Here is a 22,540-nt window from a genome sequence, read left to right on the forward strand (position 1 = left end):
AAGCGGTGCGATCACCGACCACTCGAAATCCGTCAGGTCAAAGCGCGCCATCTCAACCTCCAGGGTTGAGATCAGTGAATCAAAACAACGCTCCGCTGGGAATCCCGTTTATGGGTATGTCACCTAGGCGGGAGGGCTGCCCCTCAGCTCGGGAAAATGAGGCAGGTCGTGGTGCCGTGCGCCAGGAGGCGGCCACGGCTGTCCACGACACGCCCCTCGGCCGTGCCGATGCGGCGGCCGCAATTCAGGACCTTGCCTTCGGCCCTGATTTCCCCGGTCTCGGGCGTGATGGGGCGGACCAGGGAAATCTTGAATTCGAGGGTCGTCTGGCTGACGCCCTTGTCGAGGGTGGACTGGACGGCCAGTCCCATACAGCTGTCCAGCAGCGTCGCCGTGAGGCCGCCATGCACCGTGCCGGCCGGGTTGAGATGGGCGCCGGTGGGTGTCAGCGTTATCAGGACGCGCCCCGTCTCCGCCTCCGCCACGTCATAGCCGAGCGTCTGCGCGATGGTGTTGAGCGGCAGCTCGCCGCTTGCGAGGCCCTGGACGAATTCGAGGCCGGTCATGCGCCTGCGGTCTTCTTCGCTGACGGTGCCATAGGTTTTCACCGTCATGCTGGCACCTGTCGGTGGGGTGGGGTTCGTTTGGCCGGCGGGGCCGGTCTTTTCTTCCGCAGGGCCGAGGGCGGCCGGCCATAGAGCCGCTTGAACACCACGCTCAGGCGTTGTGCGCTGGAAAACCCCGCGCGTTCGGCAACATGCTGGAGCGGCAGATCCGTGGTGTCCAGGAGGAGCTTGGCGCGGCGGATCCGAAGCGAGAGAGCGACCTGGAGCGGCGTCGCGTGGAGGTGTTCAGCAAAAAGCCGCGACAGATGACGCGCGCCCACCCCCAGCCGCTCGGCGAGCGCGTTCACGCTGCCTTGGTCCAGCGCGCCGTCCTCGATCAGGCGCAGCGCGCGCTCGACGGTGGTCTTCGTTCCCTTCCAGGCGGGACAGAACGGGGCTGTCTCGGGTCGGCAGCGCAGGCAGGGTCTGAACCCGCCATGTTCCGCAGCGGCGGCGCTGGGATAGAATCTGACGTTGCGCGCCAGCGGCGTGCGGGCCGGGCAGACCGGCCGGCAATAGATGCCGGTCGTCCTGACCGCGACGAACACCACCCCGTCCCAGGTCGGGTCCCGCTGTCTGAAGGCTTCGTATTGGGCGGCGAAGTCGAGCATTCCGCCACCGTAGGAGCGGTGATCCGGCAATGCGAGTTGGGAGCGATGATGAGGTCCGAAAACAACCGGTCGGACGGCTTCCGGCCTTTCAGGGTGCCATCGCCGGGACAAGCCCGGCCATGGCGCTATCTGCTGTCAGATCGCTTCACTGGCGAGGCGGTCTAGACGATCCCGTCCCGCTTCAACTGCGCGACGGCGTCCGCGTCCAGTCCCAGCCAGTTTTCCAGCACCGCGCCGGTATCGGCGCCGAGCGGGGACGGGGCGCTGCGATAGGTGGCGGGGGTCTGGCTGAGGCGGGCGGGGAAGGCGACGCCGGGCAGCACCGTGCCGTCCGGTCGCTCCAGCTCCACGCGCAGGCCGCGCGCGAGGCTGTGGGGATCGGCGAAGACATCGGGAACGGTGTTGATGGGCCCGCAGGGCACCTGCGCCTGCTCCAGCGCGGCGATGATGTCCCGCTGGGGCCGCGCGGACAGGATCTGCGTCAGCGTCTCCTCCAGCTCCACGCGATCGGCCACGCGCCCGGCATTGGTCTTGAACCGCGCATCCTGCGCGAGGTCCGGCCGGCCCAAGGCGAGGCAGAGCTTCTGGAACTGCCCGTCATTGCCGCAGGCGACGATGACGTGGCCGTCCGCGCAGGGAAACACCCGGTAGGGCACCACATTGGGGTGGCTGTTGCCCATGCGCTTGGGCACGAAATCGCCCACCAGCCAGTTGGCCGCTTGGTTGGCCAGCATGGCCACCTGGCTGTCGAACAGCGAGCAGTCGATATGCTGTCCGATGCCCGTGCGTGCACGGTGCGTCACGGCGGCGAGGATGGAGACGGCCGCATACATGCCGGTGAACAGGTCGCAGGTGGCGACACCCACCTTCATGGGCTCCGCGCCCGGCTGGCCGTCGGGCTGGCCGGTGATGCTCATGAGGCCCGCCATGCCCTGGATCAGGAAGTCGTAGCCCGCCCGGTGGGAATAGGGGCCGGTCTGGCCGAAGCCCGTGACCGAGCAATAGATGAGCGCGGGATTGATGGCGCTGAGGCTCTCATAATCGAGCCCGTAGCGCTTCAGGCCACCCACCTTGAAATTCTCCACCACGATGTCCGCCTCGGCCGCCATGCGGCGCACCAGTTCGGCGCCCTCGGGCTTGGCGAAATCGATGGTGATGGACTTCTTGTTGCGATTGCAGGCGGTGAAATAGGCCGCATCGCCCGGATTGCCGTCCGCATCGGGAATGAAGGGAGGCCCCCATGTGCGCGTGTCGTCGCCGTTGGGCGCTTCCACCTTCACCACGTCCGCCCCGAGATCACCGAGAATCTGGCTGGCCCACGGCCCCGCCAGAACGCGGGAGAGGTCGAGCACGCGCAGATGCGACAGCGCGCCGGCGGGGAGAGAGGAGGGGGGCGTCATCGCAAATCCTGTTTCTGACATCCTGGCCGCAATGCCTATCTCGGCTGCGGGCCAGAAGGTCTGCCAATCCGGCACGGCCAAGTAAATGAATTATCATTTCACGGGATGAACCAATCCTTCGCCCCTTATGGCCGGGCCACGTTGACCATGTGGGATGCGGCGAGCGCGCGGAAGCAGCGCGCGGCGGCCGTCTCCCAGTCCGGCACATGGGCGATGGCGAGGGAGAGCGGCGCGGCGCCTTCCAGCTCCGGCAGGCGCCGGAACTGCACCTTCTCATGGTTGGCGCGGGTGGTGATGGACGGCACCAGCGCGATGCCGAGCCCGCTTTCCACGAGGCTGATGATGGTGAGCACCTGCGTCGCCTCCTGCGCCACATTGGGAATGAAGCCCGCCTGCTGGCACGCGAACACCACCATGGTGTGAAGGCCCGGCGCCGTGCTGGAGGAGTAGGAGACGAAGTCCTCGTCCCGCAGGTCCGCAAGCGTGATCTTGCGCCGCCGCGCCAAAGCATGGCTGCGCGGAATGGCCAGCACCAGATGGTCCTTCTCGATGGGTTCGATGATGGCGGCCGTGGTCTGGGCGAGGGGCGCGCGCACGATGCCCAGATTGAGCGTGCCCTTCTCGATCTGGGAGAGGATTTCGGTGGAGGTGGATTCGCGCAGCATCAGCTCCACGCGGGGAAAGGCCGCCCGATAGGCGGGGATGAGGCGCGGCAGAACACCGTAGATGGCCGTGCCCACGAAGCCGATGGTGAGCGACCCCTCTTCGCCTGTGCTGGCGGCGCGGGCGGCCTGGAGCGCCTGGTCCGCCTCGAACAGGGTGCGGCGGGCGCGGTCCAGGAACACCGCCCCGAAGGCGGTCAGGTGCATCTCCCGCGTGGTGCGCTCGAACAGAGCGGAACCCAGTTCCGTCTCCAGCTTGCGGAGCGACACCGACAGCGGCGGCTGCGCCATGTGGAGCCGCTCCGCCGCGCGCCGGAAGTTCAGGGTCTCCGCCAGCACCACGAACTGACGCAATTGGCGCAGTTCCATTGATATCCATCCGATATAGGTTTCTTTGATAATGATATTAGTTGCGAACGAAATTGCCTGCTAGCCTCCAGGCAACGAAGAATATGGAGGAACGTCTGAATGGACGTGCGCGCAGCCTCGCTGCCGCTGTCGGGCATTCGCGTGCTCGATCTCACTGCGGTGGTGATGGGTCCCTATGCGGGCCAGATGCTCGGCGATCTCGGTGCCGACGTGATCAAGGTGGAGCCGCCGGAAGGCGATTCCACCCGGCATACCGGACCTGCCGCCGAGGCGGGCATGGCGGCCCTGTTCCTGGGCGTGAACCGCAACAAGCGCAGCGTGATGCTGAACCTGAAGCGACCTGAGGCGCGCGCCGCGCTCCTTGCGCTGGTGGATGGCGCCGACGTGTTCATGCACTCCATGCGGCCGCAGAAGCTGGTGGGCCTCGGCATCACGCCGGACGAACTGCTGGCCCGCAATCCGCGCCTCGTCTATGCGGGGCTGCACGGCTTCGGCGTGGATGGCCCCTATGGCGGGCGCCCGGCCTATGACGACACGGTCCAGGGCATGTCGGGCCTTGCCGCCATCACCCAGGCCCAGACGGGCGAGGCGCGCTATTTCCCCACCATCGCCGCCGACAAGACCAGCGGCCTGTTCGCGGTCAACGGCATCATGGCGGCGCTGCTGCGGCGCGAGCGGACGGGGCAGGGCGGCTTCGTCGAGATCCCCATGTACGAATCCATGGTGGCGTTCAATCTGGTGGAGCACTTCTACGGCCACCATTTCGATCCCCCGCGTGGCGGCCTCGGCTATCCCCGCGTGCTGGCCGCATGGCGCCGTCCGTACCGGACCCTGGACGGCCATATCTGCCTGATGCCCTACACCAACCAGCACTGGCGCGCCTTCTTCACGGAAGTGGGCCGGCCGGAGCTGGCGGACGATGCGCGCTTCACGGACATCGCGGCGCGCACCCGCAACATCGATGCCCTCTACGAGGTGGCCGGCGGCCATGTGGCCGAGCGCACCACCGCCGCCTGGATGGAAGCGAGCGCGCGGCTCCAGATCCCGTCCGCGCCCGTGGCGAGCCTGGAAGACGTGGTGGAGGACGTGCATCTGCGCGACACCGGCTTCTTCGCCACCCGGCAGGATCCTGCCATGGGCACGCTTCGCTTTCCGGGCGTGCCGCTGAAATTCGACGGCGAACGCCCCGATATCGCCATGCCCCCGCGCCTGGGTGAGCACAGCCGCGCCATCTTGGCGGAGGCGGGCCTGCGCGAGGACGAGATCGAGGCCCTGCTGAACCAAGGCACGGCCGCACGCACACCTGAAGGAGCCGGAGCATGACCGCCGATACCACCCACGCCAGCCTCCCGCGCCTCGGCCAGGGCTTCCACTGGCAGGACCTGCATGTGGGGCAGAAGTTCCGCACCTTCCGCCGCACCGTCACCGAGACGGACCTGGTGAGCTTCATCTCGACCACCGGCATGCTGGAGGCCATCTTCATCGATGCCGAGTTCGACGGCGTCGCCATGAAGGGCCGCGCCATTCCCGGCGCGCTCACCTATGCCCTCATCGAAGGCTTCATCCTCCAGTCCATGATCCAGGGCACGGGCCTTGCGATGCTGGAACTGATGCAGCGCATCCATGCCCCGGTGCGCGTGGGCGACACCATCTGGGCGACGGTGGAGGTCACGGACATCCGCCCCACCTCCAAGAGCGGGCGTGCCGTGGTCACCTCCATCATCGAGGTGTTCAACCAGGACAGCGTGAACGTCATGACCTACACCGCCAAGCGCCTGCTGGCGGGTGCGCCCGAGGGCGCCGAAGGGGCTGCCCAATGACCGCCTTCGACACCGACTTCACCCTCACCATCGACGGCGCGAGCGTCGCCGGCACGTCCACCATGGACGTGCTCAACCCGGCGAGCGAGCGCGTGATCGCGCAGGCCCCGGCCGCCTCCCGCGCCCAGCTCGACGCGGCGGTGGATGCCGCCCGTCGCGCCTTCCCGGCGTGGCGCGCCCGCCCCATGGCGGAGCGGCAGGACATGATCCGCCGCATGGGCGAATGCATCCTGGAAAATCTGGGTCCGCTTACCCGCCTGCTCACCAGCGAGCACGGCAAGCCCCATGCGGATGCCGAGCGCGAATTGCGCGGCGCCGCCTATTGGTGCGCCGAGCATGCGGGCTTCGAGCTGCCGGTGGTGGAGACCATCAACGGGCCGGAGCGCCGCTCGGTGACGCGCCGCGTACCCATCGGCGTGGTGGGGGCCATCGCGCCCTGGAACTTCCCCATCACCCTGTCCATGTGGAAGGTGGTGGCCGCGCTCGTGACCGGCAATACGCTGGTGCTCAAGCCCTCGCCCTTCACGCCGCTCACCACGCTGAAGCTGGGCGAGCTGTTCAAGGACATCGTGCCGCCCGGCGTGCTGAACATCATCAACGGCGCCGATGAACTCGGCCCCTGGATGACCGAGCATGCGGGCATCGACAAGATCGCCTTCACCGGCTCCACCCAGACCGGGCGGCGCATCATGGCCGCCGCCGGGCCGACCCTGAAGCGGCTGACCCTGGAGCTTGGCGGAAACGACCCCGCCATCGTGCTGCCGGACGTGGACGTTCCCACCGCCGCGCGCGAGCTGTTCTGGGCCGCCTTCGCCAACACCTCGCAGATCTGCATCGCCGTGAAGCGGCTCTATGTGCATGCGGACATCTATGACGCCTTCTCAGCCGCGCTGGTGGACTATGCCGCCACGGTGAAGGTGGGCGACGGCGCCGAGCAGGGCACCCAGCTCGGTCCCATCCAGAACCGCCCGCAATTCGAGCGCGTGTGCAAGCTCATCGAAGGCGCCCGCGAACAGGGCCTCACCTTCCTGGCGGGCGGCGACGTGGATCATGCGCGGCCCGGCTATTTCATCCCCGTGACCATCGTGGACAACCCGCCGGACGACGCGCCGGTGGTGGCCGAGGAAGCGTTCGGGCCGGTCCTGCCGCTGCTGAAGTTCACGGACGTGGACGAGGTGGTGCGCCGGGCCAACGACACCGAATACGGCCTGGGCGGCTCGGTGTGGTCGCGTGATCTCGATCGCGCCGCCGCCATCGCCGAGCAGCTCGACTGCGGCACGGTCTGGATCAACGAGACCCGCTTCCTCTCGCCCCACAGCGCCTTCGGCGGACACAAGCAGTCCGGCATCGGCGTGGAGAACGGCATGGAGGGGCTGCTGGAATACACCAACACCCAGACGGTGGTGGTGAAGGCGCCGGTCCCGCAGGGCTGAGACGCTCACAGGTGCGCAGGCGGCACCGCCGCGCGCCGGAATGAAGCGGCCTCCGGCCGCGAAACACAGCAATAGCGGCCCCGGGCCGCGTGAGGGAGTACGTCACAATGAGAATGCAGAACAGGGCCGGCATCGTCACGGCGGCGGCCTCGGGCATGGGTCGGGCGGGCACGCTGCTGCTGGCGCGCGAAGGTGCCAAGGTGTGCGTGGTGGACCGCGATGCGGCCGGTGCGGAGAAGGTGGCGGAAGAGATCCGCGCCGCCGGCGGCACGGCGTTCGCCATCGGCGCGGACCTGCGCGACATGGCGGCGGCGGAAGACATCGTCACCCAGGCCGTGTCCCAGTTCGGCGGCATCGACTTCCTGTGGAACCATCTCGGCCATCCCGGCCCGGCGGCGGTTGAGGATCTCGACTGGGCGGACTTCGATCTCGCCCTCGACCTCAACATCCGTTCGCAGCTCGCCACCACCATCGCGGCGCTGCCGCACCTGCGGGCCCGCGAGGGCGGCTCGGTGCTGTTCACCGCCTCCACCTCCGGCATGTCCGCCTCCAGCTTCAGCCCCATCTATTCGGGCATGAAGGCGGGCGTCATCGGCCTCGTCCGGGGTCTGGCCAAGCGCTACGCCTCCCAGGGCATCCGCGTGAACGCCGTCTGCCCCGGCCCGTTCGACACGCCCATGGCGCGCGAGTTCGTGGACCGCAAGGACCAGGTGACCACCAAGGGCCTGGATCGCGAAGAGCTGGTGAAGAAGTTCGGCTCCACCACCGCCATGGGGCGCGCCGGTCGGCCTGAGGAAGTGGGCTATGCGGCCCTGTTCCTGCTGTCCAACGAGGCGTCCTTCATCACCGGTGCTTTCCTGCCGGTGGATGGCGGCCTGCTCGCCTGAACCATCAAGCAAACAATTCGAGGGAGGATAACGTGACGCTCAAGACAACCATCGCCGCGCTGGGCCTGATGGGCCTGGCCACCACCGCGCAGGCGGCCGACGGGCCGGTGCGCATCGGCGTGCTGACCGACATGTCGAGCGCGCTCGCCGACACCCAGGGCATGGGCTCCGTGGAAGGCGCCCGCATGGCCATCGAGGATTTCGGCGGCACCGTGCTCGACCGCAAGATCGAGCTGGTTCATGCCGACCACCAGAACAAGGCCGATATCGGCGCGGCCACGGCCTCCAAGTGGTTCGACAATGACAATGTCCGCCTGATCGTGGACCTCGGCAATTCCGCGGTCGGCCTCGCCGTGCAGCGCATCGCCAAGGAGAAGGACCGCATCACCATCGCCACCGGCGCGGCCACCTCCGAGCTGACCGGCAAGGGCTGCACCACCAACAGCTTCCACTGGGGCTACGACACCTACCAGTTCAGCCGCGCGGCGCCCGCCCACATGGTGAAGTCGGGCCTCGACACCTGGTTCTTCATCACCGCCGACTACGCCTTCGGCTATGCGCTGGAGAACGACACCCGCGCCGTGGTGGAAGCCAATGGCGGCAAGGTGGTGGGCTCCATCCGCCATCCCATCAACACCCTCGACTTCTCGTCCTACCTCCTGCAGGCGCAGGCGTCGGGCGCGAAGGTCATCGCGGTGGCGAGCGCGGTGTCGGACCTGCAGAACGTGCTGAAGCAGGGCCAGGAATTCCAGATCTTCACCGCCAAGCAGGTTCCCGCCGCCATGGCGCTGCTGCTGGTGGACGTGCACAGCGTGGGCCTGAAGGCCACCCAGGGCACCACCATCTCCACGGTGTTCTATTGGGACCAGGACGAGGCCACCCGTGGCTTCGCCGAGCGCTTCAAGAAGCGCACGGGCCGCCCGCCGAGCGAGGCGCAGGCCATGAACTATTCCGGCGTGCTGCATTATCTGAAGGCCGTGAAGGCCGCCGGCACCACCGATACGGACGCGGTGCTGAAGCAGATGAAGGACACCCCGGTCAACGACCTCATGACCAAGGACGCCAAGCTGCGGGTGGACGGCCGCCTGCTGCGTGACGTGCGCATGGCCAAGGTGAAGACCCCCGAGCAGTCCAAGGGCCCGTGGGACTATTTCGAGATCGGCGAGATCGTGCCCGGCGACCAGGCGTTCCGCCCGGCCGGCGAGAGCGCCTGCCCGCTGCTGAAGAAGTGAGATGTGGGGCGGCGCATTCCGGAAGGGACGCGCCGCCCCACATCAATCATGGGAGCGCTTTCGGGGTTTCATACGAGCCCGAAGCGCTCCTTTTGTTTATGTGAATGCGCTTGAGGCGGGCTGTGTCAGGCCCGGCCCGGAACAGCGTCAGGGAGAAGCTCATGCCCAAAGGCTATGTCATCGGCCGCATCGACGTGATCGACCCGGAGAAGTACGCGGCCTATGTGCCGCTGGCCACGGCGGCCATGAAGGCCCATGGCGGCACGGTGCTCACCCGCGGCGGCCTCTATGAGGCGCTGGAAGGTCCGTCCCGCGCGCGCAACGTCATCGTGGAATTCCCGTCCCTCGCGGCGGCCACGGCCTATTTCCACTCGCCCGAATACACGCTCGCCCGTGACGCCCGCGCCGGGGCGGCCCATGTGGAGATCGTGGCGGTGGAAGGCGTCTGACGCCGGATCCGATTGGCGCGGGCCCGTTTCAAACGGGAAACGGTGCCGCGCCGGTCGCCCTACAGCTGGATGCCCGGCGCCGCCTTCTCGGCGAGGGCCGTGCCCATCCGGGCCGCCACGTCCTTCAGCGGGCCCAGCAGCGTCTCGCGCGCGGCCTGGGGTGAGAGGGCGCTGGTGAGGTAGATGATGTTGATGGAGGCGAACAGCTCGCGCTCCGTCATGATGGGCACGCCGATGCTGGCGATGCGCCCCTCATACTCGATGCGCGAATAGGTCTCGTCCATGGTGGCATAGCCCCGGCTGCGCACCTCCTCCAGCCGCCGCGCGATGCGGGCGGGCTCCTGGACGAGGCGCGACCAGGGCGTGGTGTCCCCGGTGTCCGCCGCGATGCGGGCGAGGATGGCGGCCCGCTCCGGCTCCGGGCAGAAGGCGAGATAGGCAAGGCCCAGGCTGGTGCCCGCCATGGGCGCGCGGAAGCCCGGCGCGCGGTTGAAGGAGAAGGGTTCGCCCTCGCGGGAGGACTTGATCACCAGCATGGCGTCCGTGTCGAACAGCGCCACGTCCGACGGCCAGCCCACCGCCACGCGGAACTCGGACATGAGCGGCGCGATGATGGTGCCCACCACGGTGTGCCGGTCGAAGGCCGTGGAGAGGCTGAGGGCCTTGCCCGTCACCTGGTAGATGGTCTGGTCGGCATCGCGCACCAGATAGCCCGCATGGGCCAGCGTCTCCAGCATGCGCACGATGGTGGCCTTGTCGATGCCGGTGCGGCGATGGATCTCCGCCACGCTCGCTTTCTTGTTGAGGCGGTTGACCGCCGCGAGAACGTCCAGGACGCGCAGCGCCGCCGCCACCGGCTTGTAGGACGCCATGGGATTTCCCCTCCATTGCCGTGTCGCGGACGCGGGAAGCCGTTGCATCCGGGGCTCGGCATGCTAAATTCATTCCATGATATATCATTTCATCTGATGAAATAAAGCCCTTTCACGGGGCAAAACAGCGTGGGAGGACCGGACGGGCCAATGGACGATCAGAATACCGACGACCTGAATTCCCTGGTGGCACAGACCGCATCGCGGCTGTTCGGCGACCACATGACCCATGCACTGTCCGCCGCGGCGGAAGAGGGCGCGTTTCCGGCCGGCTTCTGGACGGCGGCGGAAGAGGCGGGCCTGACGCTCGCCATGGTGCCCGAGGCGGCGGGGGGCGTCGGCCTCGGGGCCGAGGGCTGCGCGGCCATCATCCGCCTCGCGGGCGCCCATGCGGTGCCGCTGCCCTTGGCGGAGACCATGCTTGCCAACCGCCTGCTGGTGGCGGGCGGGCGGGAGCTGGGCGAGGGCATCCTCACCTTTGCCGCCACAAGCGGGTCCTTGTCCCTTCGGCGCGAGGGCGCGGGCTGGCGGCTGTCCGGCGTCGCTGCCCGCGTGCCTTATGGGCGCAACGCGCAGTCGCTGGTGGTGGTGGGCGAGGAAGACGGGGCTGGGCGCCTCGCCTGCGTGCCGCTCAGCGCGGGCACCCTTACGCCCGGCGAGAACATCGCCCGCGAGCCGCGCGACGACGTGGCCTTCGATCTCCTGTTGGAGGCCGACGCGGTGACGCAAAGCCCCTTCGGGCCGGCCGAGGCGGAGCGGATGGGCGCCGCCGTGCGCGCCATCGCCTTGGCCGGGGCGCTGGACACGGTGCTGGAACTGACCGCCACCTATGTGGGCGAGCGGGTGCAGTTCGGACGTACCCTCTCCAAGTTCCAGGCGGTGCAGCAGCAGGTGGCGATCCTCGCCACCCAGACCGCGGCTGCGGGCGGCGCGGCTGGGCTCGCCGCGCAGGCATTGGGTGAAGGCCTCGCTTTCGCCCCCATCGCCGCCGCCAAGGTGCGGGCGGGCGAGGCGGCGGGCATCGCGGCGGGCATTGCCCACCAGATGCACGGCGCCATGGGCTTCTCCTATGAGCACCAGCTCCATTTCCTCACCAAGCGGCTGTGGGCCTGGCGCGAGGAGTTCGGCAACGAGGCGGTCTGGAGCCGCCGGCTCGGCGCGGACGTGCTGCGCCGGGGCGCCGACGACCTTTGGCCCTTCATCGCCGCAGCCTGATTTCGCACGGATCCATCATGCATCATTTCGAATTCCCCCCCGCGCAACTGCCCGAGGACGCGCAGGCGCTCCGCGCGGAGGTGCGTGCCTTCCTCGCCGAGACCATCGCCACCCGCACGCCGCTGGAGCGCGCCCAGTCCTGGATCGGCTTCGACGCGGACTTCTCCCGCCGCATGGGTGAGCGCGGCTGGATCGCCATGACCTGGCCGAAAGCCTATGGCGGCCATGAGCGCACCGCGCTCCACCGCTATGTGGTGCTGGAGGAGATGCTGGCCGCCGGCGCGCCGGTGGCCGCCCACTGGATTGCCGACCGGCAGAGCGGCCCCACGCTGCTGCGCTATGGCAGCGCGGCGCAGCGCGCGGACATCCTGCCGCGCATCGCCACGGGCCAGTGCTTCTTCTGCATCGGCATGAGCGAGCCGGGCTCCGGCTCGGACCTTGCCGCCGCGCGCACCCGCGCCGAGCCGGTGGAGGGCGGCTACCGCGTCTCCGGCACCAAGCTGTGGACCACCTATGCCCATGAGGCCCACTACATGATCCTGCTGGCCCGCACCGCGCCGGGCGAGCGGCATGAGGGGCTGTCCCAGTTCCTGGTGGACATGAAGACACCGGGCATCACGGTGCGGCCCATCGTGGACATTGCCGGGGCGCACCATTTCAACGAGGTGCATTTCGAGGACGTGTTCCTGCCCGCCGACAGCATCCTGGGCAATCCCGGCGATGGCTGGAAGCAGGTGATGGGCGAGCTGGCCTTCGAGCGCAGCGGGCCGGAGCGTTTCCTCTCCTCCTTCACGCTGCTGAAGGAGCTGGTGCGCGTCCTGGCCGACGACCCGCGCGAGGCGGCGCAGGAGGCGGTGGGGCGGCTCGTGGCGCATCTCATCGTGCTGCGGCGGCTCTCCACCTCCGTGGCGGGCATGCTCCAGGCGGGGCAGGATCCGCAGCTGGATGCCGCCGTGGTGAAGGATCTCGGCGCGCTGTTCGAGCAGGAGATCCCCGAGATCGCGCGGCGCCTGGTGTCCGGCGAGCCCTCGCTCGCCTCCACGTCCAGCTTCCTCAACGTGCTCGCTTATACGACCCTGAACGCCCCATCCTTTTCGCTCCGGGGCGGCACGCGGGAAATCCTGCGCGGCATCATCGCGCGCGGACTGGGGCTGCGCTGACCCACGCGACCGCGCCCTCCGGGGCGCGGTCGTGAAGGATGTTGCTAAATTTAATAATTCCATATATCTGGAATTATGGAATCGAATATCGCCATCGACCGCCTTTCGGCCCTCGCGCAGGACAGCCGCCTCGCCATCTTCCGCCTGCTGGTGAAGGCGGGCGAGGAGGGCGTGGCGGCGGGGGATGTGGCGCGGGCGCTGGACATTCCGGCCAATACCCTGTCCAGCCATCTCGCCATCCTCTCCAAGGCGGGGCTCGTGATGGGTGCGCGCCGGGGGCGCTCCATCATCTATGTGGCGGACATCGCCGCCATGGGGGAGTTGCTGGTCTATCTGCTGGAGGATTGCTGCGGCGGGCACCCGGAATTGTGCGCCCCGGTCGCGATGGCCGCCCGTGCGACGGCCTGTTGCACCCCGGAGAGGGGAGGGGCGGCATGACCGATGCCACGGCCGCCGCGATCCCGACGCCGCGCATCCGCGCGACGCCCGGCCTGGTCCGGCGCCTCGCGGCGGAGGCCATGGGAAGCGCGCTGTTGCTCGCCATCGTGGTCGGCTCCGGCATCATGGGCGAGCGGCTGGCGGGCGGGACCGTCGCCTTGGCGCTGCTGGCCAACACCCTGGCGACGGGGGCGGGCCTCGCGGTGCTCATCACCCTGCTGGGGCCGGTCTCCGGCGCCCATTTCAATCCGGCGGTGACGCTGGTCTTCGCGCTTCGCCGCGAGATCGCGCCAAGGCGGGCTGCGGCCTATATGGCGGTCCAGGTGGTGGGGGCGGTGCTGGGCGTCTGGCTCGCCCATCTCATGTTCGGCGAGAGCCCGTTCCAGGTCTCCGCCACCATGCGCGGAGGCGCCGCGCAAGCCCTGTCCGAGTGCGTCGCCACGTTCGGCCTCGTGGTGGTGATCCTGGGCACGGTGCACGTCCGCCCGGAGGCGACGGCGGCCATGGTGGGGCTCTACATCACCTCCGCCTATTGGTTCACCGCGTCCACCTCGTTCGCCAATCCGGCCGTGACGCTGGCGCGCGCGCTGACCGATACGTTCGCCGGCATCGCGCCCGAAAGCGTTCCGGTCTTCATCCTCGCGCAGCTGGGTGGGGCAGGGCTCGCCCTGGTGCTCAGCGGGTGGCTTTTCCAACAGGAGGAAGAGGGCGCATGACCGCGTTTCCCATCACCATCTACCACAACCCAAAATGCGGAACCTCCCGCAACACGCTGGCCATGATCGAGGCTGCGGGCTATGCGCCCACCGTCGTCGAATATCTGAAGACCGGCTGGACACGCCCGCTGCTGGAGCATCTGGTGGGGGCCATGGGCGGAACCGCCCGCGACATCCTGCGGGAGAAGGGCACGCCCGCCGCCGAACTGGGGCTGCTGGAGCCGGGCGTGAGCGACGACGCGCTCCTGGACGCCATGGTGGCCCATCCCATCCTGGTGAACCGGCCCATCGTGGAGACGCCGCTCGGCGTGCGTCTCTGCCGCCCGTCCGAGCGGGTGCTGGATCTGCTGGAGCGCAAGCCCGACAGCTTCACCAAGGAAGACGGCGAGGTGGTGAAGCCGTGATGCAAAAAGGCCCGCGAGCCAAGCTCACGGGCCTTTAATGCGTGCGGTACCGCAGAAACTTCAATCGGCCCCGGTCAGACCGGGGCCGAACGGGTTTCAGAGGCGCTCGACGATCATGGCGATGCCCTGGCCGCCGCCGATGCACATGGTGACGAGGCCATAGCGGCCGCCCGTGCGCTTCAGCTCATAGAGGGTCTTCACCGTGAGGATCGCGCCGGTGGCGCCCACGGGATGGCCGAGCGCGATGGCCCCGCCATTGGGGTTCACCTTGGCCGGATCGAGGCCCAGCTGGCGGGAGACCGCGCAGGCCTGGGCGGCGAACGCCTCGTTGGATTCGATCACGTCCAGGTCGGCGGCCGTGAGGCCCGCGCGGTCCAGGGCGATCTTCACCGCCGGAACCGGCCCCATGCCCATCTCGGAGGGCTCCACGCCCGCAAGGCCGTAGGAGACGAGGCGCGCCAGCGGCGCGAGGCCACGGGCGCGGGCGGTGGCGCCGTCGGCGAGGATCACCGCCGCCGCGCCGTCATTGATGCCGGAGGCATTGCCTGCGGTCACCGTGCCGTCCTTCTTGAAGACCGGGCGCAGCTTGGCCATGTCCGCGACCGTCGCGTCGGCCCGGAAATGCTCGTCCGTGTCGAAGGAGACGGTGCCTTTCCGGCCGGCGATCTCATAGGGGACGATCTGCTCCTTGAAGCGGCCTTCCGCTACCGCATGGGCGGCGCGGCGGTGGCTCTCCACGGCGGTCTCGTCCTGCGCCTCGCGGGTGATGTCGTAGCGGGCCGAGACGTTCTCCGCCGTGATGCCCATATGGCCATGGCCGAAGGGGTCGGTGAGCACGCCCACCATCATGTCCACGGCCTGGGCGCTGCCCATGCGCTGGCCCCAGCGGGCCTGGGGCAGCAGGTAGCCGCCGCGGCTCATGCTCTCGGCGCCGCCCGCGAGCGCGATCTGCGCATCGCCCAGCTTCACCGACTGGGCGGCGGAAATGATCGCCTGGAGGCCGGAGCCGCAGAGCCGGTTCACGGTGAGGGCGGGGGCCTCCTTCGGCACGCCCGCCTCCATGGCGGCGACGCGCGAGAGATACATGTCCCGCGCCTCGGTGTGGATGACGTTGCCGAACACGGTCGTGCCCACATCCTCGGGGGCGATGCCCGCGCGGGCGATGGCGGCCTTGGCCGCATGGGCGCCGAGCGTGGTGGGCGGCACGTCCTTCAAGGTGCCGCCGAAGCTGCCGATGGCGGTGCGGGCGCCGGAGAGGAAGACGACTTCAGTGTCGGACATGGCGTTTCTCCTTGAAGGGACGGGACCTTTATCCGGCGCGCGGAGCGGCCCGCGCACCGCTGCTATCACGCCGGCTCGGCAACCGCGAGGGTCGGCTCCGGATGGCCGTCGCGCCGGCACAGGCCGGCAATGGCGGCGGAGAGCCGCTCCTGCGGCCATTCCCGCATGAGGGAGAACGGCCCCTTGCCGAATTTCAGCGCCATGACGGCGCCCGTATCGGTGCGGGCCGGGTCGGCCACATCAGCCGCCGCCAGTTCCAGCGCGGGAATGCCCATGGCGGCCACCAACCGGTCGGCGATCTCGTCGGCGCGGGCGGGCAGGGCGGCGTCGGGGATGGTTTCCCAGGCGGTGCCCGCGCGGCCCTGCGCCATCAGCAGGTCGCTCGCCGCATAGAAGGGGCCGAGCGGCGCGAGATTGGCCATGGCGTGGCTGGCGATGCGCGGCCCGATGAGGTTCATGACCAGGAACGGCCCCGCCGCGATGCCGAGGCGCTCGCGCGCTACGGTGTCGATCTCGCCCGCCGTGGCGATGCCGTCCGCCAGGATGCGGGTGGCCTCGTTGTAATAGGGGCAGAAGAAGCGGTTGATGGCGAAGCCCGGCGCGTCGGCGCAGGCGAGCGCCGTGCGGCCCGTGGCCGCCAGGAAGGCGTCGGCGCGCGCGAGGGTCACCGCGCTGGTCCCGGTGGCGCGCACCACCTCCACCAGGGGGCAGATTTCCGCCGGGGAGAAATAATGCAGGCCCAGAACCCGGTCCGCGAAGGGCAGGCCCTGTGCGATGTCCGACACCCGCAGCGCGCTGGTATTGGTGGCGACGATGGTGTCCGCGCCCACATAAGGCGCCAAAGCGGCGAACACGTCGCGCTTCACCGCCAGGTCCTCGAACACCGCTTCCACGATCACGTCGCTGCCCGCAAGGTCCGCGAGGGAGGCGGCGGCGGAGAGGCGGGCAAGGGCCTCGTCCCGCGCCTGCTCGGTCATGCGGCCGGACTTCACCCAGCGGCCATAGACGGAGGCCGCGCGCTCGCGCACCTGGGCGGCGCCTTCGGGGCGCGCGTCATAGACGGTCACGGTCAGGCCGTGGCGCGCCGCGTCCAGCGCGATGCCGCCGCCCATCATGCCGGAACCGATGACTGCGAGCTTCATGGAGGGCATGGGGTCTCCTGACATAACGGCGCCCGCCGGCGATGTGCGCGGGGCGGGTGAGGAACACGGCTTGCGCCTCTCATGGGTGGAGCGGCGCGCTTATGCAATGAGGTTCTATTTCGGCGTTTGAAATGCCGTAACGAAAAGAGGGCGGCCGAATGGCCGCCCTTTGGAGGTTCCTCAGGAGGAGAGGATCAATTCATCTGGATCTTGTTCTGCGCCACCAGCTTGTTGAAGCGCTCGATCTCGCTGTCCAGGAACTTGCCGTATTCGGTGGGGGTGCCGCCGAGTGGATCGGTGGCCTGCTGGGCCAGGGCCTTGAGCACCGCCGGATCCTTCAGCGCCTTCTGGAGCGCCGCGTTCAGCTTGTCGATGATGGGCTGGGGCGTTCCGGCCGGGGCCATGATGCCCTGCCACGCGCCGATTTCCACATCCTGCAGGCCCAGCTCGCGCAGGGTCGGCACGTCCGGCAGAACGGCGAGCCGCTCCTTGCTGGTGACGGCGATGGGGCGCAGGCGCCCGTCCTTCAGGAAGGGGAGGGAGGAGTTCACGGTGTCCGCCATGAAGTCCACCACGCCGCCCGACAGGTCCACCAGCGCCGGGGCGCTGCCGGGATAGGGAACGTGGACGGCCTCGACCCCGAGCTTGTTCAGCACGGAAGCGGCGGCGAGCTGGGTGATGGAGCCGTTGCCCGTGGAGGAATAGGTGCCCTTGCCCTGCTCCTGCTTGAAGTAGGTCTCGAACTCCTTGATGTCCTTCACCGGCAGCTTGGGATTGACCTCCAGCACGATCGGAACGTTGGCGCTGAGGCCCACCGGGGTCAGCGACTTCTTCACGTCATAGGTCAGGTTCTTGTACAGCGCCGGGCTGATGGCGATGGAGGACGTATTGTAGAGCAGCGTATAGCCGTCGGGCCGGGCATTGGACACTTCGTTGGCGGCGATGTTGCTGTTCGCGCCGGGCTTGTTCTCAACCACCATGTTCTGGCCGAGCGTCGCGCCCATGTTCGAGGCCAGCAGGCGGGCCACGATGTCGGTGGGGCCGCCGGGCGAGAAGCCCACCACGAGGCGGATGGGGCGGGTGGGGTAGTCGGTGGCCTGCGCCGCGGCGGGCGCCGCTGCCAGCAGTCCCGCGCCGATCATGGCGGCACCCGTCACGAGGGCGCCGAACGTCGTTTTCAAAAGGCTCATCGTATCTCCTCCCCAATATGTTTTTTTCTGCGCCCACTTTATGGACTCGCGCCCCCGCTTTGGAGAGGAAAGCATTTCATTCCAAGCAGCTACGATGTTATTCTCACAATGTGAACTGATCGTCTCAAATAGTGGAACGAACCATGCCGGGGCGCGCCGCCAAGCCGGGGACGGAGCGGGAGGGGACGCAGAGCATCGAGCGGGCGTTGCGCGTGCTGCGCATCCTCGCCTCCACCAATTATGCCAGCGGCGTGTCGTTCCAGGATCTTCAGGATGCCTCGGGCCTCAACCGCTCGACCCTCTACCGGATCATCGGCGCCTTGCGCGCCGAGGGGTTCGTGGAGCGCCATCCCGCCAGCGGCATGTTCTTCCTGGGCATGGATTTCCTGGCGCTCGGCTCGGCCTCCATCAACCGCTTCAACCTGCGGGAACTGGCCCGGCCGCATCTGGTGCGCATCGCCGAGCAGACCGAGGACACGGTGTTCCTCTCCATCCGCAGCGGGGCCGATTCCATCTGCGTGGACCGGCAGGAGGGAACATTCCCCATCAAGGCGCTGACGCTGAATATCGGCGACCGCCGCCCGCTCGGCATCGGCGCGGGCGCCTTGGCGCTGCTCGCCTTCATGCCGTGCGCGGAGATGGAGGACATGGTGGCCCGCAATGCCCGCCGCTTCCCGGCCAATCCCGCCATGATCGCGGAGAGCGTGCTGGCGCTGGTGCGCCGCAGCCGGGAGGAGGGCTACGCCTTCAATGACGGGCAGGTGCTGAAAAGCATGTGCGCGGTGGGGGTGCCGGTGCGCGGCCTCCAGCACCGCCAGCCGCTGGCCGCCTTGTCCATCGCCGCCATCAGCGAGCGCATGCGCGCGCCGCGCCGGGCGCGGCTGGTGGCCATTCTGGAGGAGGAGGCGCTGGCGCTGGGCGCCGCGCTGGTGGCGCGCGGGGCGCAGCCGCTGGGGGGAGGCGAGCGGGCGGAAATCCCCCCGCTGCCGGACGTCAATAGCTGACGGGCGTGTTGCCGGACCCTCTTACTTCGCCGCCATGCGCAGCGCGCCGTCGAGGCGGATGACCTCGCCGTTGAGCATGGGGTTGGAGAGGATATGCAGCGCGAGGCTGGCATATTCTTCCGGCAGGCCGAGGCGCGAGGGGAAGGGCACGGAGGCGCCGAGGCTGTCCTGCACCTCCTGCGGCATGGCCAGCAGCATGGGCGTGCCGAACAGGCCCGGCGCGATGGCGCAGACCCGGATGCCCAGCGGCGCAAGCTCGCGCGCAACCGGCAAGGTGAGGCCCACCACGCCCGCCTTGGAAGCCGCATAGGCCGCCTGCCCCACCTGCCCCTCATAGGCGGCGATGGAGGCGGTGGAGATGATCACCGCCCGCTCGCCGCCTTCCAGGGGCTCCAGTTCCGCCGCGCCCGCCGCCACGAGGCGCAGCAGGTTGAAGGTGCCGATGAGGTTCACCTCGATCACCGTGCGGAACTGGTCGAGCGGCATCACGCCCTTGCGGCCCACCACCTTGGCGGCGGGGGCGATGCCCGCGCAATTCACCAGGATGCGGGCCGGGCCGTGGGCGGCGCGTGCCGCGTCCACGGCGGCTTCCGCGCTCGCGGCGTCCGTCACGTTGCAACCGATGCCGATGCCGCCGATCTCCTTGGCCACGGCGCCGACGCGCTCGGCATTGAGATCGAGCAGCGCCACCTTCGCGCCGGCCGCCGCCAGCGCGCGGGCGGTGGCTTCGCCCAGGCCCGAGGCGGCGCCGGTGACGATGGCGGGAATGTCCTTCACCTGCATGATGCGGGTCTCCTTCAGGGGGCCGAAATCAGGACGGCAGCCGCTCGACGGCGATGGCGGTGGCTTCCCCGCCGCCGATGCAGAGCGAGGCGATGCCGCGCTTGAGGCCGTAGGTCTCCAGGGCCGCCAGCAGCGTCACGATGATGCGCGCGCCCGAGGCGCCGATGGGATGGCCGAGCGCGCAGGCGCCGCCATGCACGTTCACCTTCTCGTCGGGCAGGCCCAGATCCTTCTGCGCGGCCATGGTGACCACCGCGAAGGCTTCGTTGATCTCGTAGAGGTCCACGTCCTTCGCGGTCCAGCCGAGCCGGTCCTGCAGCTTGGTGATGGCGGCCACCGGCGCGGTGGTGAACCAGGCGGGGGCCTGGGCGTGGGCGGAATGGCCGCGCAGGATGGCGAGCGGGGTGGCGCCGCGCTTCTCCGCCTCGGACAGGCGCATGAGCACGAGGGCCGCCGCGCCGTCCGAGATGGACGAGGAATTGGCCGCCGTCACCGTGCCGCCGTCGCGGAAGGCGGGCTTCAGGGTGGGGATCTTCTCCGGCCGCGCGGTGCGGGGCTGCTCGTCCGCCTCCACAGCCACGCCCTTGGGCGGGGTTACGGCGACGATCTCAGAGGCGAACCGGCCCTGCTCGGCCGCCGCGCGGGCGCGCTCCAGGGAGCGGATCGCGAAGGCGTCCTGCGCCTCGCGGGTGAACTGGTAATGCTGCGCGGTGTCCTCCGCGAAGGTGCCCATGAGGCGGCCCTTGTCATAGGCATCCTCCAGGCCGTCCAGGAACATGTGGTCCAGCACCCGGCCATGGCCGAGGCGCATGCCCGCGCGGGCGCGGTCCAGCAAATAGGGCGCGTTGGACATGCTCTCCATGCCGCCCGCCACCACGATATTGGCGCTGCCGGCGGCGATGAGGTCGTTGGCCAGCATCAGGGCCTTCATGCCCGAGCCGCACACCTTGCTCACGGTGGTGCAGGGCACGGACTGGGGCAGGCCCGCGCCGAGCGCCGCCTGGCGCGCGGGGGCCTGGCCGATGCCGGCCGAGAGCACGCAGCCCAGGAGCGCCTCTTCCACGTCCTCAGGCGCCACCTTGGCGCGCGCGATGGCGGCCTTCACGGCGATGGCGCCGAGCGCCGGGGCGCCCATGTCCTTGAACGCGCCCTGGAACGCGCCGAGGGCCGTGCGTGCGGCACCGGCAATGACGATGGGATCCTTGTCCATGGCTTTTCCTCCTGCGGCCCTGAAAACCGTGCGTGAAACATGCAGGCGAGCTATTGTTCGTCAACTTGATTTTTTTAATCATGTATAGGATTAAAGGGGCGGAGATCCGTATGCCCAGACCCCGCAGCGCCAAGGGTGGCCAGACCCCTGTGAAGTCCGCCTTGCGGGTGCTGGAGGTGCTGGAATATTTCGCCTCCATCGAGCGCTCCACCACCGTCTCGGAACTGGCGCGGGCCCTCGATTATCCCCAGTCCAGCACCTCCATGCTGGTGCGCACCATGATCGAGCAGGGGTACCTGGCCGAGGCGGACGGGCGCAAGGTCCTGCCCACCGCCCGCGTCGCCATGCTCGGCCGCTGGCTGGACGCACGGGTGACGGACGGGCGCATCCACCAGCTTATGCACGATCTCGGCGAGGAGACCGGCGAGACCATCCTCCTCGGCATTCCCAGCGACTGCAACGCCATCTATGCGGAGGCGATCCCCGCCACCAATCCCATGCGCCTGCATATTCCGCGCGGCACCACCCGGCCCATCGAGGCTTCGGGCCTGGGGCTGATGCTGCTCTCCGCCATGGACGATGCGGAGATCGCCCGCAAGGTGGAGCGGGCGGCGAGCCTGCGTCCCGACGGCCAGACCGTGCCGCTCGGCGTGGTCATGGCGGAAGTGACGGCCATCCGGCGCGACGGCTATTCCCGTTCCGTGGACCGCATCGCGCCGGGCGCGGGCATCGTGTGCGTGCTGCTGCCCGGCGGCGGGCGGGACCATCCCGTGGCGCTGGGCATTGGCGGCCTGTCCTCGCTGCTCATGGAGCGCACCGGCGAGCTTGTGGCCCTCATGCGCGCCAAGATCGCCCATTACCTGCCGGAATAGCGTCAGGCGCTCTCCAGCGTCTGGCGCAGCATGGCGCGCCACAGGTCGATGGCCTCCCGGAAGCCGGCATCGCCGAAGCCGCGCAGCCGGGCCTTGGTGAGCCCCATGGCCCGCTCCGGCTTGGCGGCCAATTCCCCGGCGAGGCGCACCGCTTCCGGCACCACCTCTTCCGCCGTCACCACCCGGTTGAACAGGCCGAGCCGGCGGCATTCCTCGTTGCCCATGATGCGGCCGGAGAGGCAGAGGTCCGTGGCATAGGCCGGGCCCAGCATCTCGCGGATGATCCAGGGCCCCATGGCGCTGGCGACGCCGGAATTGATCTCCGGCTGGCCCATGCGCACCCCGTCATGGGCGACACGGAAATCCGCCATGAGGGCGAACTGGAAGGACGAGCCCGCCGCCACCCCGTTCAGCGCGGCGATGCTGGGCTTGGAGAGGCCCCGCAGCGTGCCGAACAGGCGTGCCCACTGGTCGATCCAGGCATCCGCCTCGGCAAGGGTGGGGCCGGGCTCCTTCAGGTCCTGGCCCGCACCGAACGCACGCGGTCCGGCGCCGGTGAAGATGACGGCGCGCACCGCGGGATCGGCGTCCGCCTGCGCCATGGCATCGATGATTTCGGCCCGCATGGCCTGCGTCCAGGAGTTCATCGCTTCCGGACGCTGGAAGGTGATGATGGCCGCCGGTCCCTGGCGCTCGACACGGATCAGGCGAGGCACGTCTCGTCTCCAATTATCATATATGTGATTATTTTCATCGTATTGACGAAAAACACCATGTCCTTTAGC

At 68.9% G+C, this 22,540-nt stretch carries 24 protein-coding genes; 13 read left to right on the plus strand and 11 right to left on the minus strand.

Annotated features, from left to right (window positions below; all coding sequences use genetic code 11):
- Window positions 1–143 precede the first annotated feature (143 nt).
- From EJJ38_RS04310 to EJJ38_RS04325, 4 genes are all read right to left on the minus strand, one after another.
- Window positions 144–614, minus strand: coding sequence for a PaaI family thioesterase (locus EJJ38_RS04310; protein ID WP_127088898.1), 471 nt, complete (start codon window positions 612–614; stop codon window positions 144–146).
- Window positions 611–1,216 carry a bifunctional transcriptional activator/DNA repair enzyme AdaA gene (locus EJJ38_RS04315; RefSeq protein WP_127088899.1) on the minus strand — a complete coding sequence of 202 codons (606 nt, stop codon included), beginning with the start codon at window positions 1,214–1,216 and terminating at the stop codon, window positions 611–613. The genes EJJ38_RS04310 and EJJ38_RS04315 overlap by 4 nt, the downstream gene beginning before the upstream one ends.
- Before the next feature lie 161 nt (window positions 1,217–1,377).
- On the minus strand, window positions 1,378–2,616 hold the full coding sequence (locus tag EJJ38_RS04320) for a CaiB/BaiF CoA transferase family protein (protein WP_127088900.1): 1,239 nt from the start codon (window positions 2,614–2,616) through the stop codon (window positions 1,378–1,380).
- Between the two features lie 125 nt (window positions 2,617–2,741).
- Window positions 2,742–3,647 carry a LysR substrate-binding domain-containing protein gene (locus EJJ38_RS04325; RefSeq protein ID WP_127088901.1) on the minus strand — a complete coding sequence of 302 codons (906 nt, stop codon included), beginning with the start codon at window positions 3,645–3,647 and terminating at the stop codon, window positions 2,742–2,744.
- Window positions 3,648–3,746: 99 nt separating this feature from the next.
- Between EJJ38_RS04325 and EJJ38_RS04330 the strand changes: the two genes are divergently transcribed.
- From EJJ38_RS04330 to EJJ38_RS04355, 6 genes are all read left to right on the plus strand, one after another.
- Window positions 3,747–4,970 (plus strand): CaiB/BaiF CoA transferase family protein, encoded by a 1,224-nt coding sequence (locus EJJ38_RS04330; protein WP_127088902.1) that lies wholly within the window; start codon window positions 3,747–3,749, stop codon window positions 4,968–4,970.
- Window positions 4,967–5,467, plus strand: a complete 501-nt coding sequence (locus EJJ38_RS04335) for a MaoC family dehydratase (RefSeq protein ID WP_127088903.1) — start codon at window positions 4,967–4,969, stop codon at window positions 5,465–5,467. Before EJJ38_RS04330 ends, EJJ38_RS04335 begins: the two co-directional genes overlap by 4 nt.
- The gene (locus tag EJJ38_RS04340) at window positions 5,464–6,900 is read left to right on the plus strand and encodes an aldehyde dehydrogenase family protein (protein ID WP_127088904.1); all 1,437 of its coding nucleotides are present in this window, start codon (window positions 5,464–5,466) and stop codon (window positions 6,898–6,900) included. The genes EJJ38_RS04335 and EJJ38_RS04340 overlap by 4 nt, the downstream gene beginning before the upstream one ends.
- Before the next feature lie 113 nt (window positions 6,901–7,013).
- Window positions 7,014–7,787, plus strand: coding sequence for an SDR family NAD(P)-dependent oxidoreductase (locus EJJ38_RS04345; RefSeq protein WP_164738401.1), 774 nt, complete (start codon window positions 7,014–7,016; stop codon window positions 7,785–7,787).
- A 68-nt stretch (window positions 7,788–7,855) separates the two neighbouring features.
- A complete protein-coding gene (locus EJJ38_RS04350) occupies window positions 7,856–9,019 on the plus strand; it encodes an ABC transporter substrate-binding protein (RefSeq protein ID WP_127088999.1) in 1,164 nt (387 codons plus the stop codon).
- Window positions 9,020–9,180: 161 nt separating this feature from the next.
- Window positions 9,181–9,468 (plus strand): DUF1330 domain-containing protein, encoded by a 288-nt coding sequence (locus tag EJJ38_RS04355; protein ID WP_127088906.1) that lies wholly within the window; start codon window positions 9,181–9,183, stop codon window positions 9,466–9,468.
- A 59-nt stretch (window positions 9,469–9,527) separates the two neighbouring features.
- Here EJJ38_RS04355 and EJJ38_RS04360 read toward each other — a convergent pair whose 3' ends face one another.
- Entirely contained in the window at window positions 9,528–10,340 is an 813-nt protein-coding gene (locus EJJ38_RS04360) for a helix-turn-helix domain-containing protein (RefSeq protein WP_127088907.1), read from the minus strand.
- Window positions 10,341–10,490: 150 nt separating this feature from the next.
- Here EJJ38_RS04360 and EJJ38_RS04365 point away from each other — a divergent pair, with 150 nt between their 5' ends.
- From EJJ38_RS04365 to arsC, 5 genes are all read left to right on the plus strand, one after another.
- A complete protein-coding gene (locus EJJ38_RS04365; protein ID WP_127088908.1) occupies window positions 10,491–11,555 on the plus strand; it encodes an acyl-CoA dehydrogenase family protein in 1,065 nt (354 codons plus the stop codon).
- A gap of 17 nt (window positions 11,556–11,572) precedes the next feature.
- Complete coding sequence (locus EJJ38_RS04370; protein WP_127088909.1) at window positions 11,573–12,715, plus strand: acyl-CoA dehydrogenase family protein; 1,143 nt, start codon at window positions 11,573–11,575, stop codon at window positions 12,713–12,715.
- 75 nt (window positions 12,716–12,790) lie between these two features.
- The gene (locus tag EJJ38_RS04375) at window positions 12,791–13,153 is read left to right on the plus strand and encodes an ArsR/SmtB family transcription factor (protein ID WP_127088910.1); all 363 of its coding nucleotides are present in this window, start codon (window positions 12,791–12,793) and stop codon (window positions 13,151–13,153) included.
- Window positions 13,150–13,869, plus strand: coding sequence for an aquaporin (locus EJJ38_RS04380; protein WP_127088911.1), 720 nt, complete (start codon window positions 13,150–13,152; stop codon window positions 13,867–13,869). Before EJJ38_RS04375 ends, EJJ38_RS04380 begins: the two co-directional genes overlap by 4 nt.
- Complete coding sequence (arsC, locus tag EJJ38_RS04385; RefSeq protein ID WP_127088912.1) at window positions 13,866–14,273, plus strand: arsenate reductase (glutaredoxin); 408 nt, start codon at window positions 13,866–13,868, stop codon at window positions 14,271–14,273. Before EJJ38_RS04380 ends, arsC begins: the two co-directional genes overlap by 4 nt.
- A 96-nt stretch (window positions 14,274–14,369) precedes the next feature.
- On the opposite strand, the gene EJJ38_RS04390 is transcribed toward arsC, so the two are convergent.
- From EJJ38_RS04390 to EJJ38_RS04400, 3 genes are all read right to left on the minus strand, one after another.
- Complete coding sequence (locus EJJ38_RS04390) at window positions 14,370–15,554, minus strand: acetyl-CoA C-acyltransferase family protein (protein ID WP_127088913.1); 1,185 nt, start codon at window positions 15,552–15,554, stop codon at window positions 14,370–14,372.
- A gap of 65 nt (window positions 15,555–15,619) precedes the next feature.
- A complete protein-coding gene (locus tag EJJ38_RS04395; protein WP_164738402.1) occupies window positions 15,620–16,705 on the minus strand; it encodes a 3-hydroxyacyl-CoA dehydrogenase family protein in 1,086 nt (361 codons plus the stop codon).
- A 185-nt stretch (window positions 16,706–16,890) separates the two neighbouring features.
- Window positions 16,891–17,886 (minus strand): Bug family tripartite tricarboxylate transporter substrate binding protein, encoded by a 996-nt coding sequence (locus EJJ38_RS04400; protein WP_127088915.1) that lies wholly within the window; start codon window positions 17,884–17,886, stop codon window positions 16,891–16,893.
- A gap of 143 nt (window positions 17,887–18,029) precedes the next feature.
- Between EJJ38_RS04400 and EJJ38_RS04405 the strand changes: the two genes are divergently transcribed.
- Complete coding sequence (locus tag EJJ38_RS04405; RefSeq protein WP_127088916.1) at window positions 18,030–18,890, plus strand: IclR family transcriptional regulator; 861 nt, start codon at window positions 18,030–18,032, stop codon at window positions 18,888–18,890.
- Window positions 18,891–18,911: 21 nt separating this feature from the next.
- Here the strand turns inward: EJJ38_RS04405 and EJJ38_RS04410 are convergent, their stop codons facing one another.
- Entirely contained in the window at window positions 18,912–19,673 is a 762-nt protein-coding gene (locus EJJ38_RS04410; RefSeq protein WP_127088917.1) for an SDR family NAD(P)-dependent oxidoreductase, read from the minus strand.
- A gap of 28 nt (window positions 19,674–19,701) precedes the next feature.
- Complete coding sequence (locus tag EJJ38_RS04415; RefSeq protein ID WP_127088918.1) at window positions 19,702–20,883, minus strand: acetyl-CoA C-acyltransferase; 1,182 nt, start codon at window positions 20,881–20,883, stop codon at window positions 19,702–19,704.
- A gap of 110 nt (window positions 20,884–20,993) precedes the next feature.
- Between EJJ38_RS04415 and EJJ38_RS04420 the strand changes: the two genes are divergently transcribed.
- Entirely contained in the window at window positions 20,994–21,755 is a 762-nt protein-coding gene (locus EJJ38_RS04420) for an IclR family transcriptional regulator (protein WP_164738403.1), read from the plus strand.
- A gap of 2 nt (window positions 21,756–21,757) precedes the next feature.
- Here EJJ38_RS04420 and EJJ38_RS04425 read toward each other — a convergent pair whose 3' ends face one another.
- Window positions 21,758–22,471, minus strand: a complete 714-nt coding sequence (locus EJJ38_RS04425) for an enoyl-CoA hydratase/isomerase family protein (protein ID WP_245454107.1) — start codon at window positions 22,469–22,471, stop codon at window positions 21,758–21,760.
- Between the last annotated feature and the right edge of the window lie 69 nt (window positions 22,472–22,540).

The sequence above is a fragment of the Aquabacter cavernae genome, from assembly GCF_003993795.1.
Lineage (GTDB): Bacteria > Pseudomonadota > Alphaproteobacteria > Rhizobiales > Xanthobacteraceae > Aquabacter > Aquabacter cavernae.

Coding starts and splice junctions, on each gene's coding strand:
- EJJ38_RS04310 (WP_127088898.1), bottom strand. CDS start 614: ATGACGGTGAAAACCTATGGCACCGTCAGCGAAGAAGACCGCAGGCGC.
- EJJ38_RS04315 (WP_127088899.1), bottom strand. CDS start 1,216: ATGCTCGACTTCGCCGCCCAATACGAAGCCTTCAGACAGCGGGACCCG.
- EJJ38_RS04320 (WP_127088900.1), bottom strand. CDS start 2,616: ATGACGCCCCCCTCCTCTCTCCCCGCCGGCGCGCTGTCGCATCTGCGC.
- EJJ38_RS04325 (WP_127088901.1), bottom strand. CDS start 3,647: ATGGAACTGCGCCAATTGCGTCAGTTCGTGGTGCTGGCGGAGACCCTG.
- EJJ38_RS04330 (WP_127088902.1), top strand. CDS start 3,747: ATGGACGTGCGCGCAGCCTCGCTGCCGCTGTCGGGCATTCGCGTGCTC.
- EJJ38_RS04335 (WP_127088903.1), top strand. CDS start 4,967: ATGACCGCCGATACCACCCACGCCAGCCTCCCGCGCCTCGGCCAGGGC.
- EJJ38_RS04340 (WP_127088904.1), top strand. CDS start 5,464: ATGACCGCCTTCGACACCGACTTCACCCTCACCATCGACGGCGCGAGC.
- EJJ38_RS04345 (WP_164738401.1), top strand. CDS start 7,014: ATGCAGAACAGGGCCGGCATCGTCACGGCGGCGGCCTCGGGCATGGGT.
- EJJ38_RS04350 (WP_127088999.1), top strand. CDS start 7,856: ATGGGCCTGGCCACCACCGCGCAGGCGGCCGACGGGCCGGTGCGCATC.
- EJJ38_RS04355 (WP_127088906.1), top strand. CDS start 9,181: ATGCCCAAAGGCTATGTCATCGGCCGCATCGACGTGATCGACCCGGAG.
- EJJ38_RS04360 (WP_127088907.1), bottom strand. CDS start 10,340: ATGGCGTCCTACAAGCCGGTGGCGGCGGCGCTGCGCGTCCTGGACGTT.
- EJJ38_RS04365 (WP_127088908.1), top strand. CDS start 10,491: ATGGACGATCAGAATACCGACGACCTGAATTCCCTGGTGGCACAGACC.
- EJJ38_RS04370 (WP_127088909.1), top strand. CDS start 11,573: ATGCATCATTTCGAATTCCCCCCCGCGCAACTGCCCGAGGACGCGCAG.
- EJJ38_RS04375 (WP_127088910.1), top strand. CDS start 12,791: ATGGAATCGAATATCGCCATCGACCGCCTTTCGGCCCTCGCGCAGGAC.
- EJJ38_RS04380 (WP_127088911.1), top strand. CDS start 13,150: ATGACCGATGCCACGGCCGCCGCGATCCCGACGCCGCGCATCCGCGCG.
- arsC (WP_127088912.1), top strand. CDS start 13,866: ATGACCGCGTTTCCCATCACCATCTACCACAACCCAAAATGCGGAACC.
- EJJ38_RS04390 (WP_127088913.1), bottom strand. CDS start 15,554: ATGTCCGACACTGAAGTCGTCTTCCTCTCCGGCGCCCGCACCGCCATC.
- EJJ38_RS04395 (WP_164738402.1), bottom strand. CDS start 16,705: ATGCCCTCCATGAAGCTCGCAGTCATCGGTTCCGGCATGATGGGCGGC.
- EJJ38_RS04400 (WP_127088915.1), bottom strand. CDS start 17,886: ATGAGCCTTTTGAAAACGACGTTCGGCGCCCTCGTGACGGGTGCCGCC.
- EJJ38_RS04405 (WP_127088916.1), top strand. CDS start 18,030: ATGCCGGGGCGCGCCGCCAAGCCGGGGACGGAGCGGGAGGGGACGCAG.
- EJJ38_RS04410 (WP_127088917.1), bottom strand. CDS start 19,673: ATGCAGGTGAAGGACATTCCCGCCATCGTCACCGGCGCCGCCTCGGGC.
- EJJ38_RS04415 (WP_127088918.1), bottom strand. CDS start 20,883: ATGGACAAGGATCCCATCGTCATTGCCGGTGCCGCACGCACGGCCCTC.
- EJJ38_RS04420 (WP_164738403.1), top strand. CDS start 20,994: ATGCCCAGACCCCGCAGCGCCAAGGGTGGCCAGACCCCTGTGAAGTCC.